Origin of the sequence: Pseudomonas sp. PDM02, from assembly GCF_014852285.1 — a bacterium.
GTDB classification, from domain to species: Bacteria; Pseudomonadota; Gammaproteobacteria; order Pseudomonadales; family Pseudomonadaceae; genus Aquipseudomonas; species Aquipseudomonas migulae.
The window spans coordinates 83,672-102,885 of record NZ_JACVBL010000004.1; the positions used below are offsets into that span (position 1 = coordinate 83,672).

15 protein-coding genes and 2 pseudogenes are annotated in these 19,214 nt (G+C 59.2%); 10 read left to right on the plus strand and 7 right to left on the minus strand.

Translation table 11 applies throughout. The annotated features are described in order from the left end of the window. The first annotated feature begins 10 nt into the window (after positions 1 to 10). The gene (cysS, locus tag IB245_RS08775; protein WP_008032770.1) at positions 11 to 1,393 is read left to right on the plus strand and encodes a cysteine--tRNA ligase; all 1,383 of its coding nucleotides are present in this window, start codon (positions 11 to 13) and stop codon (positions 1,391 to 1,393) included. A gap of 215 nt (positions 1,394 to 1,608) precedes the next feature. On the opposite strand, the gene IB245_RS08780 is transcribed toward cysS, so the two are convergent. Beyond that, positions 1,609 to 3,447, minus strand: a complete 1,839-nt coding sequence (locus tag IB245_RS08780) for a sigma-54-dependent Fis family transcriptional regulator (RefSeq protein ID WP_192227325.1) — start codon at positions 3,445 to 3,447, stop codon at positions 1,609 to 1,611. A gap of 381 nt (positions 3,448 to 3,828) precedes the next feature. On the opposite strand from IB245_RS08780, the gene IB245_RS08785 reads away from it, so the two are divergent. The 8 genes and pseudogenes from IB245_RS08785 to IB245_RS08820 all read left to right on the plus strand — a co-directional run bounded on the left by IB245_RS08785 (position 3,829) and on the right by IB245_RS08820 (position 10,570). After that, on the plus strand, positions 3,829 to 4,923 hold the full coding sequence (locus IB245_RS08785) for an ABC transporter ATP-binding protein (protein WP_008032765.1): 1,095 nt from the start codon (positions 3,829 to 3,831) through the stop codon (positions 4,921 to 4,923). After that, on the plus strand, positions 4,923 to 6,020 hold the full coding sequence (locus tag IB245_RS08790) for an ABC transporter ATP-binding protein (protein ID WP_008032763.1): 1,098 nt from the start codon (positions 4,923 to 4,925) through the stop codon (positions 6,018 to 6,020). Before IB245_RS08785 ends, IB245_RS08790 begins: the two co-directional genes overlap by 1 nt. Beyond that, a complete protein-coding gene (locus tag IB245_RS08795) occupies positions 6,017 to 6,883 on the plus strand; it encodes a carbohydrate ABC transporter permease (RefSeq protein WP_008032762.1) in 867 nt (288 codons plus the stop codon). The genes IB245_RS08790 and IB245_RS08795 overlap by 4 nt, the downstream gene beginning before the upstream one ends. Before the next feature lie 8 nt (positions 6,884 to 6,891). Next, positions 6,892 to 7,692, plus strand: coding sequence for a carbohydrate ABC transporter permease (locus IB245_RS08800; RefSeq protein ID WP_008032760.1), 801 nt, complete (start codon positions 6,892 to 6,894; stop codon positions 7,690 to 7,692). Positions 7,693 to 7,702: 10 nt separating this feature from the next. Next, positions 7,703 to 7,975: a DUF2160 domain-containing protein gene (locus tag IB245_RS08805; protein ID WP_032829048.1), complete on the plus strand. Its 273-nt coding sequence runs from the start codon at positions 7,703 to 7,705 to the stop codon at positions 7,973 to 7,975. Positions 7,976 to 8,022: 47 nt separating this feature from the next. Continuing rightward, positions 8,023 to 9,765 (plus strand): extracellular solute-binding protein, encoded by a 1,743-nt coding sequence (locus IB245_RS08810; RefSeq protein WP_192227326.1) that lies wholly within the window; start codon positions 8,023 to 8,025, stop codon positions 9,763 to 9,765. A 191-nt stretch (positions 9,766 to 9,956) separates the two neighbouring features. Next, positions 9,957 to 10,157, plus strand: a complete 201-nt coding sequence (locus IB245_RS08815) for a co-regulatory protein PtrA N-terminal domain-containing protein (RefSeq protein WP_192227327.1) — start codon at positions 9,957 to 9,959, stop codon at positions 10,155 to 10,157. Positions 10,158 to 10,236: 79 nt separating this feature from the next. Further along, positions 10,237 to 10,570, plus strand: a pseudogene (locus tag IB245_RS08820) (DUF2790 domain-containing protein). A gap of 181 nt (positions 10,571 to 10,751) precedes the next feature. Here IB245_RS08820 and IB245_RS08825 read toward each other — a convergent pair. After that, entirely contained in the window at positions 10,752 to 11,447 is a 696-nt protein-coding gene (locus tag IB245_RS08825; RefSeq protein WP_192227328.1) for a hypothetical protein, read from the minus strand. 222 nt (positions 11,448 to 11,669) lie between these two features. Then, complete coding sequence (locus tag IB245_RS08830) at positions 11,670 to 12,995, minus strand: OprD family porin (RefSeq protein WP_192227329.1); 1,326 nt, start codon at positions 12,993 to 12,995, stop codon at positions 11,670 to 11,672. A gap of 196 nt (positions 12,996 to 13,191) precedes the next feature. Here IB245_RS08830 and IB245_RS08835 point away from each other — a divergent pair. Then, positions 13,192 to 13,413 (plus strand): annotated as a pseudogene (locus IB245_RS08835) (carbohydrate ABC transporter substrate-binding protein); the annotation flags it as partial. Between the two features lie 596 nt (positions 13,414 to 14,009). Here the strand turns inward: IB245_RS08835 and nuoN are convergent. From nuoN to nuoK, 4 genes are read right to left on the minus strand one after another with little or no spacing between them, the layout of a single operon-like run. Then, positions 14,010 to 15,473: an NADH-quinone oxidoreductase subunit NuoN gene (nuoN, locus tag IB245_RS08840; RefSeq protein WP_008032749.1), complete on the minus strand. Its 1,464-nt coding sequence runs from the start codon at positions 15,471 to 15,473 to the stop codon at positions 14,010 to 14,012. A gap of 7 nt (positions 15,474 to 15,480) precedes the next feature. Then, entirely contained in the window at positions 15,481 to 17,013 is a 1,533-nt protein-coding gene (gene nuoM, locus IB245_RS08845) for an NADH-quinone oxidoreductase subunit M (protein ID WP_008032746.1), read from the minus strand. A gap of 40 nt (positions 17,014 to 17,053) precedes the next feature. Beyond that, positions 17,054 to 18,907 (minus strand): NADH-quinone oxidoreductase subunit L, encoded by a 1,854-nt coding sequence (nuoL, locus tag IB245_RS08850; RefSeq protein ID WP_008032743.1) that lies wholly within the window; start codon positions 18,905 to 18,907, stop codon positions 17,054 to 17,056. Next, a complete protein-coding gene (gene nuoK / locus IB245_RS08855) occupies positions 18,904 to 19,212 on the minus strand; it encodes an NADH-quinone oxidoreductase subunit NuoK (protein WP_007940879.1) in 309 nt (102 codons plus the stop codon). The genes nuoL and nuoK overlap by 4 nt, the downstream gene beginning before the upstream one ends. Between the last annotated feature and the right edge of the window lie 2 nt (positions 19,213 to 19,214).

Sequence of the window (19,214 nt, forward strand, 5' to 3'; positions counted from 1 at the left end):
AACCTCTAACGTGCTTTCGATCTACAACACGCTCACCAAGAGCAAAGAAGTATTCAAACCGCTGGATGGCAACAATGTGCGCATGTACGTCTGCGGGATGACCGTGTACGACTACTGCCACATTGGCCACGGCCGCAGCATGGTCGCGTTTGACCTGGTGACCCGCTGGTTGCGGTTCAGCGGTTATAACCTGACGTATGTGCGCAATATCACCGACATTGAAGACAAGATCATCAATCGGGCCAAGGAGAACGGCGAGCCGTTCGACGTGCTGACCGAGCGCATGATCACCGCGATGCACGAGGACGAGGCGCGCCTCAACATCCTCAAGCCGGACATGGAACCGCGGGCCACCGATCACATCGCTGGCATGCAGACCATGATCCAGACCCTGATCGACAAGGGTTACGCCTACGCACCGGGCAATGGCGACGTGTACTACCGCGTCGCCAAGTTCATGGGCTACGGCAAGCTGTCGCGCAAGAAGATCGAAGACCTGCGCATCGGCGCGCGGATCGAAGTCGACGAGTCCAAGCAGGACCCGCTGGACTTCGTGCTGTGGAAAGGCGCCAAGCCGGGTGAACCGAGCTGGCCATCGCCGTGGGGCGACGGTCGTCCGGGCTGGCACATCGAGTGCTCGGTGATGTCGACCTGCTGCCTGGGCGAGACCTTCGACATTCATGGCGGCGGCAGCGACCTTGAGTTCCCGCACCATGAAAACGAAATCGCCCAGAGCGAAGCGGCCACCGGCAAGACCTACGCCAACGCGTGGATGCATTGCGGCATGATTCGCATCAATGGCGAGAAGATGTCCAAGTCCTTGAACAACTTCTTCACCATTCGTGACGTGCTGGAAAAGTACCACCCGGAAGTCGTGCGTTACCTGCTGGTGTCGAGCCACTACCGCAGCGCAATCAACTATTCGGAAGACAACCTCAAGGACGCCAAAGGCGCACTCGAGCGTTTCTACCATGCGTTGAAAGGCCTGCCGACTGTCGCGCCTGCTGGCGGCGAAGCTTTTGTCGAGCGCTTCACCCAGGTGATGAACGACGACTTCGGCACGCCGGAAGCCTGCGCGGTGCTGTTCGAGATGGTTCGCGAGATCAACCGTCTGCGCGAGAGCGATCTGGATGCGGCGGCCGGTCTGGCGGCGCGTCTGAAAGAACTGGCGAGCGTGCTGGGTGTGTTGCAGCTTGAGGCCGATGACTTCCTGCAGGCCGGTGCCGAAGGGCGGGTTGATGCGGCTGAGGTTGATGCGCTGATTGCTGCGCGTCTGGCGGCTCGTGCCGGTAAGGACTGGGCGGAATCCGACCGTATTCGCGATCAGCTGACCGCGATGGGTGTGGTGCTGGAAGACGGCAAGGGTGGCACGACCTGGCGTCTGGCTGACTGATTGCTGCGTTTGTTACAAAAAAAACCCGCCTTGTGCGGGTTTTTGTTTTTGGGGTGGGATTGATTCAGCGGTGACAGGGCTGACGTCTTCGCGGGCAAGCCTCGCTCCTACAGGGACCGCGTCGTTCACGGTGTTGGCGAACGGCGCGGACCCTGTAGGAGCGAGGCTTGCCCGCGAATGGTCTCAAACCGGGCGCCGCCGCTGCGGATGCCCCATCATTCCGACTGGCGCAACCGCTTGTAAAGGGTATTGCGACTAACCCCCAACCGCCGGGCGAGATGGGAAATATTCCCCCCAGCCGCCTGCAACTGCCGATTCAAATCCTCCACATCATTCAAATCAACCGCCAACGGTTCATCCACCTCGATCGGTTCCATCTCCAGATCGACAAAAAAATCATCCGGCAAATGCTCCGGCCGCACCGGTTGCTCTTCCGCCATGGCCAGCGCTACCTGCATCACGCTGCTGACCTGGCGCAAATTCCCCGGCCACGGATGACGGCCGAACAACTCCAGCACCTCACGGCTCAACCCGGCCCACTGCGACGGTTCACGGTGTTGTTCCCACAAGCGTTTGAACAGCGCCTGCTTGTCGCTGCGTTCCCTGAGCGGCGGCAATTCCAGGGTCAAGCCGCCGATCCGGTAATACAGGTCTTCGCGAAACCGTCCCAACTGAACCTGCTCGCGCAACGAACGGTTAGTCGCCGAGATAATGCGGATATCCACCGGGAACAGCTCGCTGCTGCCCACCGGCTGCACGCAGCGCTCCTGCAAAACCCTTAATAGCCGGGCTTGAGTCGGCAATGGCATGTCACCGATTTCATCGAGAAACAGCGTGCCTTTGTCGGCCTTGCGAATCAGCCCGATGCTGCCTTTCTGATTGGCACCCGTAAACGCGCCTTTCTCGTAGCCAAACAGCTCGGACTCCACCAGTTCGGCGGGGATCGCTGCACAGTTGACGGCAATGAAGGGTTGTTTGCTGCGAGAACTGGCCTGATGCAGCGCCTTGACGAACACTTCCTTGCCGACCCCGGTTTCGCCGTGGATCAGCAGCGGAATGTCTTTCTCCAGCAGGCGCTCGGCCTGGCGCACGGCTTTTTCCACACGGCTGTCGCCGAAGTGCAGGGTATTGAGGCTGATCGCGGCGGGTGCGGGTGCCGCCACGGCGGGCTCGGCGAACATTCTTGCCTGGATCGGTGCCTGTTTCGGTCGCTTCAACAGGCACTGGAAGCGGTTGCGCCCAGACGCCTGGAGGGAGAAGGGCAGGCCATCCGGCTGATTCAGCAGTTCGAGCAATGAGACCTTGAACAGGCTCTCGACACTGACCCGCGACAGGCTGATGCCCAGCAGGTTATCGGCGCGGCGATTGGCTGAGAGCACCTGGCCGGTCTCATCGAAAATCAACAGACCGGCCCATTGGCTGTCGAGATTGTTCAACCCGGTGTTGAACGTCAGTTGAAAATGCTGGCCATGGAACAGGTTGAGGATCAGCCGGTTCTCCACAGTCTGGCTCATCATCTTGACCATGCCGAGGGTGTGGGACGGCGGCAGGTAACTGTCGCTGGACACGTCCAGCACCGCGATGACCTTGCGTTCGGCATCGAAAATCGGCGCGGCGGAACCGGTCATGAAACGGTTGGCCTTGAGGAAATGTTCATCGTGCTCGATGTGCACCGCCTGCTCACAGGCCAGGGCGGTGCCGATGGCATTGGTGCCGCTGCAACGCTCCATCCAGCTGGCGCCGGCGCTGAAGCCGCGGGTCAGGCTCGGCTCGATGAAGCGCTGGGTGCCCCAGGAGGTCAGGACCTGGCCCTGATTGTCGGCGAGCATGATCAGGCAATTGGAATTGCTGAGGATGTTTTCGTAATAGGGCAGGACCTCCTGATGGGTGGTCTGCACCAATGAATGCTGGCTTTCCAGCAACTGCGCGATGTCCGCTGCCGGTAGCTGGTCGAATGCCGGGGCACTCTGATGATCGAGCCCGAACGCGCGGCAACGGGACCAGGAGTCCTGGATGATGGCGTCGTGGGAGAGCGGCGAGGCAGGTGCGGCCATGGCAGTCGATCTCTGAGCAAGCTTTTATTGTTTTTATGGGGTTTGCACATCACGTCGAATCTCTCGCGTGATGGTACTGACACACCACTGACCTGTAGGAGCCAGGCTTGCCGGCGAAGGCGATTTCAAAGACGCCTTCGCCGGCAAGCCTGGCTCCTACAGGGACCGTGAACAGTCCGTAGAGTGTTGTTCACTATTGTTCATTGTCAACGGTTCGATTGTTCAATTGTTCAACCGTCGTTGTTCATTTCTGTTCAGCAACGAAAGCGCTTTCACCGCTGTTTCACGGATTTCCAAACCAGATCAACCACTTGCAATTTCTGGCATGAAACTCGCTCTACTGCTCCGGTCGCTTGACTCCAATAATAAAAAGGCCGAGCCATGTCACTCACTCTGGAGCACGTCAGCCGCACCGTCGAGGGCCAGACCTGGATCGACGATGCGTGCCTGAGTTTCGAACCTGGATCCTTCAACGTTTTGCTGGGCCGCACGCTGTCCGGCAAAACCAGTCTCATGCGCCTGATGGCGGGCCTGGACAAGCCCGACAGCGGCCGCATCCTGATGAACGGCGTCGACGTCACCCAACGCCCGGTGCGTTTGCGCAACGTGTCGATGGTCTATCAGCAGTTCATCAACTACCCGACCATGACGGTGTTCGAGAACATCGCTTCGCCGCTGCGCCAGGCCGGCGTGTCCAACGAACTGATCCAGAGCAAGGTGCTGGAAACCGCGAAGATGCTGCGCATCGAGAAGTTTCTCCAGCGCTATCCGCTGGAGCTCTCCGGCGGTCAGCAACAGCGCACCGCGATGGCCCGGGCGCTGGTCAAGGACGCCGAACTGATCCTGTTCGACGAGCCGCTGGTCAACCTCGACTACAAGTTGCGCGAAGAACTGCGCCAGGAAATGCGCGAGCTGTTCAAGGCGCGGCACACCATCGCCATCTACGCCACCACCGAGCCCAACGAAGCGCTGGCGCTCGGTGGCACCACGACCATTCTTCACGAAGGCCGGGTGATCCAGAGCGGCAAGTCCTCCGAGGTCTATCACCAGCCGCAATCGGTGCTGGCCGCCGAGCTGTTCTCCGAACCGCCGATCAACCTGATGCCCGGGCGCATCGCCGGCAACGAAGTCAGCTTCGCCAATTTCGTTCACTTCCCGTTGAACGTCGATTTGCGTCCGGTGGGCGAAGGCGAGTTCCGCTTCGGCGTGCGTCCGAGCCATATCTCGCTGGTGCCGAGCAACGACGATGACCTCGAACTGGCAGTGACCGTCGAGGTCGCCGAGATCAGCGGCTCGGAAACCTTCCTCCACGTGCGCAACGAGCATTTCCTGCTGGTGCTGCATTTGCCCGGGGTTCACGAATACGACGTCGATGCGCCGATCCGCATCTACATCCCGACCCATAAACTGTTTGTGTTCGATGCGCAGGGGCGGCTGGTCCAGGCGCCCGGTCGCCGTATATCGAGGGTTGCCTGATGGCCGAAATCCGTTTGCAGAACCTCGCCCACAGTTACACGCGCACGCCGAGCGGCCCCGAGGATTACGCGATCCGCGAGATGGATCACATCTGGGAGCAGGGCGGTGCCTACGCCTTGCTCGGGCCTTCGGGTTGCGGCAAGTCAACCTTGCTCAACATCATTTCCGGGTTGCTCAGCCCGTCCCAGGGTCATGTGCTGTTCGACGGCAAAGCGGTCAACGACCTGACCCCGGAGAAGCGCAACATCGCTCAGGTTTTCCAGTTTCCGGTGGTCTACGACACCATGACGGTGTTCGATAACCTCGCCTTTCCGCTGCGCAATCAGGGCATGGCCGAAGCGAAAATTCACAGCAAGGTGCAGGAAATTGCCGAGGTCCTCGACCTCCAGGCGTTGCTGAGCAAGAAGGCGCGCAACCTCACCGCTGACGAAAAACAGAAAGTCTCGATGGGCCGAGGGCTGGTGCGCGATGACGTCTCCGCCATCCTCTTCGATGAACCGCTGACGGTGATCGACCCGCACCTGAAGTGGAAGCTGCGGCGCAAACTCAAACAGATCCACGAGCAATTCAACATCACCATGGTCTACGTCACCCACGATCAACTCGAAGCCTCGACCTTCGCCGACAAGATTGCGGTGATGTACGGCGGGCAGATCGTGCAATTCGGCACGCCACGGGAATTGTTCGAACGGCCGAGCCATACCTTTGTCGGTTATTTCATCGGCAGCCCGGGGATGAACCTGATCGACGTGCAGCCGCAACCGGGCGGTGTCGGTTTTGCCTCGACGCATTTGCCGTTGTCCGAGGCGCAACTGCAACGCATCGCCGGGTCCGAATGGAAAACCCTGAAGGTTGGCATCCGACCTGAGTTTGTACACGTGTGGGACGAACCGTTTGACGACGCGATGCAGGCAAAGGTCGTACACGTCGAAGACCTCGGCACCTACAAGATCATGACCCTGAACCTCGACGGCGTGACGTTGAAAGTGCGGTTGGCCGAAGACAAACCGGTGCCGGAGGGCACGGCGTACATCAGCTTTCCGGCGCAATGGTTGATGGTCTATGCCGACGATTACCTGCTGGAGGTGCTGCCATGAACAAGGTGCAGAACAACAAGGCCTGGTGGCTGGTGCTGCCGGTGTTTTTGCTGGTGGCGTTCAGTGCGGTGATCCCGATGATGACCGTGGTCAACTATTCGGTGCAGGACATCTTCGACCAGTCCAGCCGCTACTTCGTCGGCGCCGACTGGTACAAACAGGTGCTGCTCGACCCACGGCTGCACGACTCGCTGCTGCGTCAGTTCATCTACTCCGGCTGCGTGTTGCTGATCGAAATCCCGCTGGGCATCGCCATCGCCCTGACCATGCCGACCAAGGGCCGCTGGTCTTCCCTGGTGCTGATCATCCTGGCGATTCCGCTGCTGATTCCATGGAACGTGGTCGGCACCATCTGGCAGATCTTCGGCCGGGCCGACATCGGCTTGCTCGGTTCGAGCCTCAATGCGATGGGCATCAACTATAACTATGCGGCCAACACCATGGACGCCTGGGTCACGGTGCTGGTGATGGACGTGTGGCACTGGACGTCGCTGGTGGCGCTGTTGTGTTTCTCCGGGTTGCGGGCGATTCCGGACGTGTACTACCAGGCGGCGCGGATCGATCGGGCATCGGCCTGGGCGGTGTTCCGACACATCCAGTTGCCCAAGCTCAAGAGCGTGCTGTTGATCGCAGTGATGCTGCGGTTCATGGACAGTTTCATGATCTACACCGAGCCGTTCGTGCTCACGGGCGGCGGGCCGGGCAATGCCACGACGTTCCTCAGCCAGACCTTGACGCAAATGGCCATCGGCCAGTTCGACCTCGGCCCGGCGGCGGCATTCTCGCTGGTGTACTTCCTGATCATCCTGTTGGTGTCCTGGCTGTTCTACACCGCCATGACTCACTCTGACGCCAACCGCTGAGGTCCGCCATGAGCAAGAGAAAGCTGATTCCACTGCTGATCTACATCCTGTTCCTGCTGGTGCCGATCTACTGGCTGCTGAACATGTCCTTCAAGAGCAACACCGAAATCCTCAGCGGCCTGACGCTGTTTCCGCAGGATTTCACGTTTGCCAACTACAAGGTGATCTTCACCGATCCGGCCTGGTACACCGGTTACCTCAACTCGCTGTATTACGTGAGCCTGAACACGCTGATTTCCCTGAGCGTGGCGTTGCCGGCGGCGTATGCGTTCTCGCGGTATCGCTTTCTCGGCGACAAGCACCTGTTCTTCTGGCTGCTGACCAACCGCATGGCCCCACCGGCGGTATTCCTGTTGCCGTTCTTCCAGTTGTATTCGTCGATTGGTCTGTTCGACACCCACATCGCCGTGGCGTTGGCGCATTGCCTGTTCAACGTGCCGTTGGCGGTGTGGATTCTCGAGGGCTTCATGTCCGGCGTTCCGAAGGAAATCGACGAAACCGCCTACATTGATGGCTACAGTTTTCCCAAGTTCTTCGTGAAGATTTTCGTGCCGCTGATTGGCTCGGGGATCGGCGTGACGGCGTTCTTCTGCTTCATGTTTTCCTGGGTCGAGCTGTTGCTGGCGCGGACGCTGACCTCGGTCAACGCCAAGCCGATTGCCGCGGTGATGACCCGAACCGTTTCGGCGTCCGGCATCGACTGGGGCGTGCTGGCGGCGGCGGGGGTGTTGACCATCCTGCCGGGCATGCTGGTGATCTGGTTTGTCCGTAACCACGTGGCCAAGGGCTTTGCCCTCGGCCGAGTATGAGGAACTGATGATGGAATGGATGAGTTGGACTGTCCCCACAGCGGCGTTCTTCACCGTCATTGGCCTGATTCTGGTGGGCATGACGACGTGGGAACTACGTTCGCCGAGCGTTCTTCGGCGTGGTTTTTTGCCGATTGCCACCACCCGTGGCGATCGGCTGTTTATCGGTCTTCTCGGCAGCGCCTACCTGCATTTGCTGGTAATCGGCGTCACCGACTGGAGCATCTGGGTAGCGTTCGCGTTGTCCCTGGTGTGGCTGTTGGCTGTGATGCGTTGGGGCTAGTCGAATCGCTCGGCAATGTTGCTCCGAAACCCTAAAAGGAGGTCTCTATGTTCGACAAAAACAATAAGCTGCGACATAGCATTTCATTGGCAGCCATGCTGGCACTCAGCGGTTTGAGCGCTTCGGCCTGGGCCGATGCCTACGAAGAAGCTGCGAAAAAATGGGTCGGCAGCGAGTTCAAGCCGTCCACCCTGACGGCGGATCAGCAGCTCGCGGAACTGAAGTGGTTCATCAAGGCCGCCGAGCCGTTTCGCGGGATGGACATCAAGGTCGTCTCGGAAACCCTGACCACTCACGAATATGAGTCCAAGGTGTTGGCCAAGGCTTTTACCGAGATCACCGGGATCAAGGTGACCCACGATTTGCTGCAGGAAGGCGACGTGGTGGAAAAGCTGCAGACCGTGATGCAGTCGGACAAGAGCATCTATGACGGCTGGGTCAACGACTCGGACCTGATCGGTACGCACTTCCGTTACGGCAAGACTGAATCCATCACCGACCTGATGGCCAATGAAGGTAAAAACTTCACTTCGCCGACCTTGGACCTCAAGGATTTCATCGGCCTTTCCTTCACCACCGCGCCCGACGGCAAGCTCTATCAACTGCCCGACCAACAATTCGCCAACCTCTACTGGTTCCGCGCCGACTGGTTCGAGCGTGCGGACCTTAAAGCCAAGTTCAAGGAAAAGTACGGTTACGAGCTGGGCGTTCCGGTGAACTGGTCGGCCTATGAAGACATCGCCAAATTCTTCAGCGAAGACGTCAAGGAAATCGACGGCAAGCGGGTCTACGGGCACATGGATTACGGCAAGAAAGACCCGTCCCTGGGCTGGCGCTTCACCGATGCCTGGTTCTCCATGGCGGGTGGTGGCGACAAGGGCTTGCCTAACGGTTTGCCGGTGGACGAGTGGGGCATTCGCGTAGAGGACTGCCACCCGGTCGGTTCCAGCGTGACTCGCGGTGGCGACACCAACGGCCCGGCGGCGGTATTCGCCACCACCAAATACGTCGACTGGCTCAAGGCCTACGCACCACCGGAAGCGGCGGGCATGACCTTCTCCGAGTCCGGCCCGGTGCCGTCCCAGGGCAACATCGCCCAACAGATCTTCTGGTACACCGCTTTCACCGCCGACATGACCAAACCGGGTCTGCCCGTGGTGAACGCCGATGGCACACCGAAATGGCGCATGGCGCCTTCGCCGCGCGGTCCGTATTGGGAAGAGGGCATGAAGCTGGGTTATCAGGACGTGGGTTCCTGGACGTTCATGAAGTCCACGCCTGAGAAACAGAAACTGGCTGCCTGGCTCTATGCGCAATTCGTGACGTCGAAAACCGTATCGCTGAAGAAAACCATCGTCGGCCTGACACCGATCCGCGAGTCGGACATCAACTCGCAAGCGATGACCGACCTGGCGCCGAAACTCGGTGGTCTGGTCGAGTTCTACCGCAGCCCGGCCCGCGTGCAATGGACCCCGACCGGGACCAACGTGCCGGACTATCCGCGTCTGGCGCAACTGTGGTGGAGCCACATCGCCGAAGCCGCCAGCGGCGACAAAACCCCGCAACAGGCGCTCGATGGCCTGGCCAAGGATCAGGACGCGATCATGTCTCGCCTGGAACGCTCAAAGGCCCAAGCCACCTGCGCCCCGAAAATGAACCCCGAGCGCGATGCGCAATATTGGTTCGATCAGCCGGGTGCACCGAAACCGAAACTGGCGAACGAAAAGCCTAAGGGTGAAACCGTGAGCTACAACGAACTGCTGAAATCGTGGGCAGATGCGCGTAAGTAAACGGCGGCACTGAGAAAGGCGAACGGCACCGGAAGGTGCCGTTTTTGTGTGTGCCTGATCCATTGCTTTCGCGAGCAGGCTCGCTCCCACAAGTTTGTGCCACATAACGGATATGTAATTTGCACGCCACCGTCACGAAAGGTTCGGCTTGTTACCTTGATCCCGTCAGCTACTTAAACGAGGAATCAAACATGAAACTTGCCCAAATCGGTGCCGTTGCAGCAGCTCTGGTGATGTCTTCTCTGGCGATGGCCGAAGGCGGCGGTGACCGCACCTTCGACAGAATGATGACCGCCAACGACCGCTCCATTGAGCTGTTCGTCGCCAAGGAACAGGCCCGCGATCCGGTCGTCGTCAACGAAAAGAAAGACGAAAAAACCAAAGATCTGTAAGCGTGCCGCATCGCACCAAGCCTGTCATCGAACGCCGATGCCGGGCTTTTTCATGAGTCCGCACTGGAGGGATATGGATATGGAAGGTTTCAAGTTGCTCGCGTTTGCCGGCGTCATGGCCGTGTCTCTGAATGCACTGGCCGAAGGGGGGCGGCGACCGAACCTTTGAGCGCGCGTTTAGCGCCAACGTCAAAGCCATGGAGCAATACGCCGTGAGCCAAGGCAAAGCGGCGCCGGTAGTGAAGGACTATGAATACGGCATGAAGCTGGATGTAGTGAAAATTGTCAGCGTTGTGAAGCCGCAGCCAGCCTGCGCTGTCGCCCCCGCCGCCATGACCTATGAAGATTCGAAAGGACAGCTCAACACCCTCAAATACAGCGTGGTGGGTGCCTGCCGAAACAACGGTGGCTGAGGCCACACAATCCCCCAACAGTGCGTATTTCAATTCGGGGTGTTTAAAGGTTGTTTGGGAGATGGGGAGCCTTCTGTGTAACTAATCCACCTTTAGCTTATGAAGGGGGATTTAGCGCTTTGGCATTCCTTGAATAACCGCGACCCGTTGAGGGACGCGGTTTTTTAGTGTGCTGGATGACTCAGTTTTTGCTGCTCTTTACGATAGAAAACATCATTCCTGTGTAACGAGTCGTCGTCGCTGAGTAATTAAGGTCGCCCACCTTGCGCTCGGTTGGTTCTTTAGCGTCGAAATTCTTGACCGACTCATGGAAAACGTCCATGACCATTTTTTTGTTCTGCTCAACCGGGATGCCAGGGTTGAGTGCTTCAGTGATCGCAAGCAGAACAGAAAATATCTGAAGTGATTGCTCCTCATTTGGTGAGATGTTAAGGATCACCATGTCCACGTTGCCGTCATTTTTATCGATGGTTCCCATCATCGCCAGGTCCTGGCTGAAAGCATGCGAGAACGTGTCGGTGGCCCCACCCGTCTGAACTTCAAAGTCGGCAGTTTTGAATTCCTTGTTGTATCGACCTACCGCGTCGTTGAACGCGTTATGGAACTCATTGACAGTCAAACCCATGGAGTCTGCGGAACGGTTGGCGTTTGCTTCAACAGTTGCCACGGACTCGAAGCCTTGAGTTTTGGGGTTGAGGTAGTCAACAAGAGCAGAGGCCAGAAGCATGAAGCCCAACCCACCCATGAACAAGGTCCATCGTGTCGGGACCTTGCCGGTTTTTTTGCTCTTGAAAACAGTCGGCGCTATCAGCCCGACAACCGCCACCACCAAAGACAGCAATCCAAACAACGCCACCAACCCTATTAGTACCACCACGATTCATTCCTTTTGATTTACAGTTTTAAAGTGATGACATTCTAATATCGCGCATCTGAAAAGCCCACGGCCGTGGAGTCGCAAGCGAGCGGGACCACGCTCCCTCGCTACAAAATCGGTTAATCAGCGGGCGAAAAAAGGCGCCCCGAAGGACGCCAAAGGATTCACCTCTTACCAAAGGAGCAAGGAGCTTCTAAAGGTGAATGGGTATGAAGGGGTAACTCAGAGAATCGCCAGCGGGTATTCGATAATCACCCGCACTTCATCCAGATCCGATTCATACGCAGTGGCGCGGGTATTGGCCTGGCGCAAACGCAGTGACAGGTCTTTCAACGAGCCGCTCTGCACCACGTATTTGACTTCGATGTCGCGTTCCCAGCGCTTCTGGTCGGTCAGCGGATTGCCGTCGGTATCGCGGCGCATGTACACGGCGTTGGCGCTGGAATAGTCGGCGTCGGTGCCACGGGCGTAACGGGTCATGAACGATAATCCCGGCACGCCGTAGGTCGTCATGTCGAGGTCGTAACGCACCATCCACGAACGTTCCTTGGGCGAGTTGAAGTCGCTGTACTGGATGGAGTTGTCGAGGAAGATCGAATCGGATTGGCGCAGATAATCGAAGTCGTCATTGCCGTTGTTGCGCTGGTGCGAGAGGGCCACGGAGTGCGCGCCGAGTTTCACTCCGACGCGGCCGCTCCAGATGTTGTTGTCGAACTCGCCGAGCAGTTGTTTGCCTTCGTCGACAGCCGTGTAGTAGTTCAGGCCGCCTAACAACGACAGGTCATCCGACAGCGGGTACGTCCACGCGCTGCCTGCGTAGTATTGAATCCAGGCATCCTTGAGGCGACTGGAATACAGACTGAAGCTGAGGTTGTTGTTGAGTGCGTAGTCCCCACCGAAGTAACCAATCCACGGCGAATTGACCGGCCCCGCGTAGAACGTCGCGAAGTTTTCGCGCATGTCGCTGGAAACCGGTTGGCTCATCGCATGCAGGCGACCGCCCTGTACTGACAGGCCTTCGATACTGGTATTGGTGGCGGTGACACCCCGGAAGCTTTCCGGCAGCAGCCTGGAGTCGCCTGCCGCGACGACCGGGTTGGAGGGAAAGACATCGCCCACTTTAACCACCGTATCAAAGGCTCGCACTTTCGCCGCGCCCCCGACCTTGGTGTATTCGTCCCGCGCCTGGCCTTCACTGTTGACCGGCAGTACGTCGAACGAACTGCGGCCTCCGTTGCGGCCATCACCGGTATCAAGTTTTAACCCGATCATCGCAAACGCATCGACACCCACCCCGACAGTGCCTTGTGTAAACCCGGATTCAAACTTGCTGATGATGGCGTGGGCCCAGGCTTCGGAATAACCGTTGCCGGTGGGACTGGACTGACCGTCACGGTGATCACGATTGAAGTAGTAGTTGCGGTTGAGCAGCGTCAGGCTGCTGCCTTCGATAAACCCCTCGGCTTTTTCTTCCGCTAACACCAGGGTCGGCCCCGAACCGACCACCACGGCTAAAGCCGCCATCGACATTTTTGTATTGTTAACCATCAAGCACTCCTTGGGATCGGCAGAACTGGAACGTTCTTCGGCGTGGGTTTTATTGTTCGGCGGGAGGGCAGGGCCCACCCGCGTGATCGCCGGGAGACATCGTTGCAATCTGCGGATAACGCCAAGGTGATGGGGTTATTACAATTTCGTCATGTGGGTGGGTACAGCGCGCGGCGACTCAAGTCAGCGCCGCGAGCTGCTCGATGGTCTGGCCAAGGATCAGGACGCGATCATGTCCCGTCTGGAACGCTCGAAGGCCCAAGCCACCTGCGCCCCGAAAATGAACCCCGAGCGCGATGCGCAATACTGGTTCGATCAGCCGGGTGCACCAAAACCGAAACTGGCGAACGAAAAGCCCAAGGGTGAAACCGTGAGCTACAACGAACTGCTGAAGTCGTGGGCAGATGCGCGTAAGTAAACGGCGGCACTGAGAAAGGCGAGCGGCACCGTAAGGTGCCGTTTTTGTTGGTGTCAGATCCAGTATCAGCGACCTGATTGCCCAGTTGGACACGTTCCCGTGTAGGAGCCAGCTTGCTGGCTCCTACACGGGGATTGGGTTCACACGGTTCGAAATTGTAGGAGCTGGCTTGCCAACGATGGACGTCAACGATAACGCGGGCTGTCTGAATGAACGCGTTGTCCGGTCGTTTTTCGCGGGCAAGCCTCGCTCCTACAGGGTTCGGTGTTTGCTTTTGCCTTTCACCACTCATCAGGCCGAGCGTTAGCTCGCCTTCCGCTTTTGATCTGAGCGCCCCCTCGAGAGGCCCACGGAGCAGGACCGGAGCGAGGGAATGCCGAGCCATGGCGAGGCACCGAACGAAAGGGGCAAGAGCCCTTGGTTACTTGGGGCTCTTCCAAGTGACTCGCCGTAAGGGCGAAACCCATAGCCGCCGTTACCGCAAAAATGGATATGTACGCCGGAGGAGGGGGAAAAACAGCAGAACCAAACCCCACAAACGCAAAAACGGCACCCGAAGGTGCCGTTTCTGTTTTCTACCGAGTATCGCTAAGCGATCAACCCGCCAGACCAGCCTGTTGAACCAGAGCCAGCAACGGCTGCGGATACAGCCCGAGGAAGAACGCCAGTACGGCGATGGCCAGCAGCATCACGCCGCCTGCACGTTGCTCCCAATGCAGTTGCGCATCGTGGCGACGCAGGTTTGGCTCCATCAGGTACAGAGTGACCATGACGCGCAGGTAGTAGAAGACGCCGATGGCGCTGCCCAGTACCAGGGAACCAACCAGCCACCATTGGTGAGACTCGACACCGGTGGCGATGATGTAGAACTTGCCGATGAAGCCCGCGGTCAGCGGGATACCAGCCAGGGACAGCATCATCACGGTCAGCACGGCGGTCAGGTACGGACGGCGCCAGAACAGGCCGCGGTATTCGTACAGGGCATCCGCGTCACGGCCGTTGTACGGCGAGGACATCAGGGTGATCACGCCGAAGGCGCCGAGGCTGGTGATCACGTAGGTGACCAGGTACACGCCGATGGCTTCCACGGCCAGCCCCTTGCTCGCCACCAGGGCGATCAGCAGGTAGCCGAAGTGCGCGATGGACGAGTAACCCAGCAGACGCTTGAGGTTGCTTTGGGTCAGGGCCAGCAGGTTACCGAACAGGATCGACGCGATGGCGATGATGGTCAGCACGTCGCTGAGTACACCGCTGCTCGCCGCTGGCGAGATCTGGAACAGACGCACCATCACCGCGAACACAGCGACTTTGGAAGCGGTCGCCAGGAACGCCGCCACCGGTGCCGGAGCACCTTCGTAAACGTCCGGGGTCCAGAGGTGGAACGGTACCAGCGACAGTTTGAACGCCAGACCGATCAGCATCATGCCCAGGCCCATCTGCGCCAGGGAGCTTGGCAGGCCGGTGGCCGCGAGGGCCTGGCCGATACCGACAAAGCTCAGGCTGCCGGAATCGGCGTAGAGCAGGGCCATACCGAACAACAGGAACGCGGAACCGGCGGCCGACAGCACCATGTACTTGATACCGGCTTCCAGCGAGCGCTTGTTGAAGAAGGCGTAGGCCACCAGACCGTAGACCGGCACCGAGAGCAGTTCCAGACCGATGAACAACCCGGCCAGGTGCTGCGCGCTGACCAGAACCAAGCCACCGGCGGCGGCCATCAGGATCAGCAGGTACAGTTCTTCGCGGTTGCCCGGGTAACCCGAACCGCCATCGCCGAGGTAGGCGTGGGCGAGGGTCACACAGGCCAGGGTGGCGACCAGGATCAGCGCCATGTACAAGCAGGCAAAGCTATCGATCTGCAGCAGTGGGGTCACGGCCAATGGCGCGACTTTCAAGGCTGGCAGGATCGACAGCAACGCCAGGTTCAGGCCCGCCACGGAAATCAGGAAGGTCTGCGAGTGGTTGCGGCGCCAGGCAATCGCCAGCATCACCACGATGATCGTGGCGCTGGTGATCAACAACGGCGCTAGCGCGATAAAGTGTTGAGTCGTGAATTCCATAGCGCTCTTACCGGGCCGAAGCGAGTTGAGTGAAGGCGGTGCCGAGCCATTGCTGCACGCCATGCATCGTCGCAGCAGAGGTATCGAGGAACGGTTGCGGGTACACGCCGATGTAGATCAGCAGTGCCGCCAGACCGACCACCATGATCAGTTCGCGACCGTCCATGCCATGCAGTACCGCGTCCGATTTGGCCGGACCGAAGTACGCACGGTGGATCATGATCAGCGAGTAGACCGAACCGAACACCAGGCCGGACGTCGCGATGATGGTGACCAACGGTGCAGCAGGGAAGGTACCGATCAGGATCAGGAACTCACCGACAAAGTTACCGGTGCCCGGCAAGCCCAGCGACGCGGCAGCGAAGAACAGGCTGAGGGCCGGCAGGTAAGCGATCTTCGACCACAGGCCACCCATTTCACGCATGTCGCGAGTGTGGGTGCGCTCGTACAACTGACCGCTCAGGATAAAGAGTGCCGCGGCCGACAGACCGTGCGCCAGCATCTGCATCACCGCGCCCTGCAGCGCCAGTTGGCTGCCGGAGTAGATGCCGATCAGTACGAAGCCCATGTGGGAAACGGACGAGAAGGCGATCAGACGCTTGATGTCGGTTTGTGCGAAGGCCAGGAACGCGCCGTAGAAAATCCCGATCAGACCGAGGGTCATGGCGATCGGCGCAAACTCGGCCGACGCGTTCGGGAACAGCGGCAGGGCGAAACGCAGCAGACCGTACGCAGCGGTTTTCAACAAGATACCGGCCAGGTCGACGGAACCTGCGGTCGGCGCCTGGGCGTGAGCATCAGGCAACCAGGAGTGGAACGGTACGACTGGCAGCTTGACCGCGAAGGCGATGAAGAAACCGAGCATCAGGATGTACTCGGTGGTCAGCGACATCTTGGTTTTCAACAGATCGGCGTAGTTGAAAGTAATCACGCCGGTGTCGTTGAAGTTGACCAGTACCAGACCCAGGATCGCCACCAACATGATCAGGCCGGAAGCCTGAGTGAAGATGAAGAACTTGGTCGCCGCGTAGATCCGGGTTTTCTTGCCGTCTGAAGAACTGTGACCCCAGAGCGCGATGAGGAAGTACATCGGCACCAGCATCATTTCCCAGAAGAAGAAGAACATGAACAGGTCGAGGGCGAGGAACACGCCGACGACACCGCCCAGGATCCACATCAGGTTCAAGTGGAAGAAGCCAACGTGACGTTGAATCTCTTTCCACGAGCAGAGTACCGAAAGCACACCCAGCAGACCGGTCAGCATGATCATCAGCAGCGACAGGCCGTCGAGGGCCAGGTGCACGCTGATGCCGAAGCGTTCGATCCAGATGTGCTTGAACTCAAGCGCCCAGGTCGGGTCGGCGCCAGGCGCCGGGGCAAATGAATAGTCACCGGTGGCCCACAGCCAGAGGCCGAGGGAAAGCAACAGGGACATGGTGATCAGCGCAATCCAGCGGGGGAGGGTGGCGCCGAAGCGCTCACCCATCCAGCACAGCAGGCCGCCGATGAAGGGGATCAGGATTAGCCAAGGCAGAATCATGACGGGCTCAATTCCTTTCGCAAGTTCGCAAGGTTCATATTCAGACCGCTACCAGCACGATGGCGCCGATGACCAGCACGGAGCCGGCTGCCATCGATGCCGCGTACCAACGCAGTTGACCGGTTTCGGTACGGCTCAGGGCGGTGTGACCGCCTTTGGCCATACGCGGGATCAGACCGATGGTCTGGTCGAGCGGGTCTTTGCGCAGTACATGGCTGATCGCCAGGTATGGCTTGACGAACAGTTTGTCGTAGATCCAGTCGAAGCCCCAGGCAGCGAACCACCAGGCCGAAAGGAAGCGGCCGATGCCGCTGTTGGCGATTGCAGTGACGAAACGACGCTTGCCGAGGAACAGCAATGCGGCCAGCAGGATACCGGCCAGGGCGATGGCGCCCGAGGCGATTTCCAGACTGTGCTTGGCTTCGCCGCCGGCATGGCCGACGCTTTCCGGCAGCACGCCGTGCAGTGGCGGAACGATCATCGCGCCAATGGCGGTGGACAATACGATCAGCACCGACAGTGGCAGCCAGTGAGCGATGCCGTGACCGGCGTGCGCTTCGGTCTTCACTTCACCGTGGAACGCGATGAAGATCAGGCGGAAGGTGTACAGCGAAGTCATGAACGCACCGACCAGACCTGCGTACAGCAGACCTTGGTTGCCGCTGGCAAACGCTTCCCAAAGGATTTCGTCCTTGGAGTAGAAGCCTGCGGTCACCAGTGGCAGGGCCGCCAGGGCCGCGCCGCCGACGATGAAGCTGGCGTAGGCCAGTGGCAGTTTCTTCCACAGGCCGCCCATCTTGAAGATGTTCTGCTCGTGGTGGCAGGCAACGATCACCGCACCGGACGCAAGGAACAGCAGCGCCTTGAAGAAGGCGTGGGTCATCAGGTGGAAGATCGCGCCATCCCATGCGCCAACGCCCAGTGCCAGGAACATGTAGCCGATCTGGCTCATGGTCGAGTAGGCGAGGATACGTTTGATGTCGGTCTGAACCAGTGCCGCGAAACCGGCGAGTACCAGGGTCACGCCACCGACGATTCCTACTAGATGCAGGATTTCTGGCGCCAGGGTGAACAGGCCGTGGGTACGGGCGATCAGGTAGACACCGGCGGTCACCATGGTCGCGGCGTGGATCAGTGCCGAAACCGGGGTAGGACCGGCCATCGCATCCGCCAGCCAGGTTTGCAGCGGCAGTTGCGCGGATTTACCGACAGCGCCGCCCAGCAGCATCAGGGTGGCCATGACCATCCAGAAATCGCCGGCCTGGAATTTCTGCGGTGCCAGCACCAGCAGTTCCTGGACGTTCAGCGTGCCCAGCTGGGCGAACAGGATGAACAGGCCGATGGCCATGAACACGTCGCCGATGCGGGTCACGATAAAGGCTTTGAGTGCTGCGTTACCGTTGTTGCGGTTGCTGTAGTAGAAACCGATCAACAGGTACGAGCACAGGCCCACGCCTTCCCAGCCGAAGTACAGGAACAACAGGTTATCGCCCAGGACCAGGAACAGCATGCTGGCGATAAACAGGTTGGTGTAGGCGAAGAAGCGCGAGTAACCGGCTTCACCGCGCATGTACCAGGACGCGAACAGGTGGATCAGGAAGCCGACACCGACCACGACACCGAGCATGGTCAGGGACAGACCATCCAGGTACAGCGCGAAGTTCGGCGTGAAGCCTTCCACCGCCATCCACTGCCACAACACCTGGGTGTAGTGACCGCCTTCAGGTGGCGCGACGTTGAACTGCCAGATCACGTAAGCGGTGACGATGGCAGACAGGCCGATGGAACCGACGCCGATCAGCGCCGACAGGTTTTCCGAGAGGCGTCCACGGGAGAACGACAGCAGCAGGAAACCTATGAGAGGGAATACGAAAGTCAGATAGAGAAGATTCATCCGCGCATCTCACTGGCAGCGTCGATATCGAGCGTGTGGAAGCGGCGATACAGTTGCAGCAGGATCGCCAGGCCAATACTGGCCTCGGCGGCTGCCAGGCTGATCACCAGGATGAACATGATCTGTCCATCCGGCTGCGCCCAGCGGCTACCGGCAACGATGAACGCCAAAGCGGAGGCATTCATCATGACCTCCAGGCTCATCAGCACGAAGAGAATGTTGCGGCGGACCATCAGGCCGACCAGACCGAGGCAGAACAGGATGCCGGCGACCGCCAGACCATGCTCCAAAGGGATAGCAGGCATCG

Bases quoted from the DNA above. Each gene is read 5' to 3' on its own strand.
- IB245_RS08780 (WP_192227325.1), bottom strand. From the start codon at position 3,447: ATGGCCGCACCTGCCTCGCCGCTCTCCCACGACGCCATCATCCAGGAC.
- IB245_RS08785 (WP_008032765.1), top strand. From the start codon at position 3,829: ATGTCACTCACTCTGGAGCACGTCAGCCGCACCGTCGAGGGCCAGACC.
- IB245_RS08790 (WP_008032763.1), top strand. From the start codon at position 4,923: ATGGCCGAAATCCGTTTGCAGAACCTCGCCCACAGTTACACGCGCACG.
- IB245_RS08795 (WP_008032762.1), top strand. From the start codon at position 6,017: ATGAACAAGGTGCAGAACAACAAGGCCTGGTGGCTGGTGCTGCCGGTG.
- IB245_RS08800 (WP_008032760.1), top strand. From the start codon at position 6,892: ATGAGCAAGAGAAAGCTGATTCCACTGCTGATCTACATCCTGTTCCTG.
- IB245_RS08805 (WP_032829048.1), top strand. From the start codon at position 7,703: ATGGAATGGATGAGTTGGACTGTCCCCACAGCGGCGTTCTTCACCGTC.
- IB245_RS08810 (WP_192227326.1), top strand. From the start codon at position 8,023: ATGTTCGACAAAAACAATAAGCTGCGACATAGCATTTCATTGGCAGCC.
- IB245_RS08815 (WP_192227327.1), top strand. From the start codon at position 9,957: ATGAAACTTGCCCAAATCGGTGCCGTTGCAGCAGCTCTGGTGATGTCT.
- IB245_RS08830 (WP_192227329.1), bottom strand. From the start codon at position 12,995: ATGGTTAACAATACAAAAATGTCGATGGCGGCTTTAGCCGTGGTGGTC.
- nuoN (WP_008032749.1), bottom strand. From the start codon at position 15,473: ATGGAATTCACGACTCAACACTTTATCGCGCTAGCGCCGTTGTTGATC.
- nuoM (WP_008032746.1), bottom strand. From the start codon at position 17,013: ATGATTCTGCCTTGGCTAATCCTGATCCCCTTCATCGGCGGCCTGCTG.
- nuoL (WP_008032743.1), bottom strand. From the start codon at position 18,907: ATGAATCTTCTCTATCTGACTTTCGTATTCCCTCTCATAGGTTTCCTG.
- nuoK (WP_007940879.1), bottom strand. From the start codon at position 19,212: ATGCCTGCTATCCCTTTGGAGCATGGTCTGGCGGTCGCCGGCATCCTG.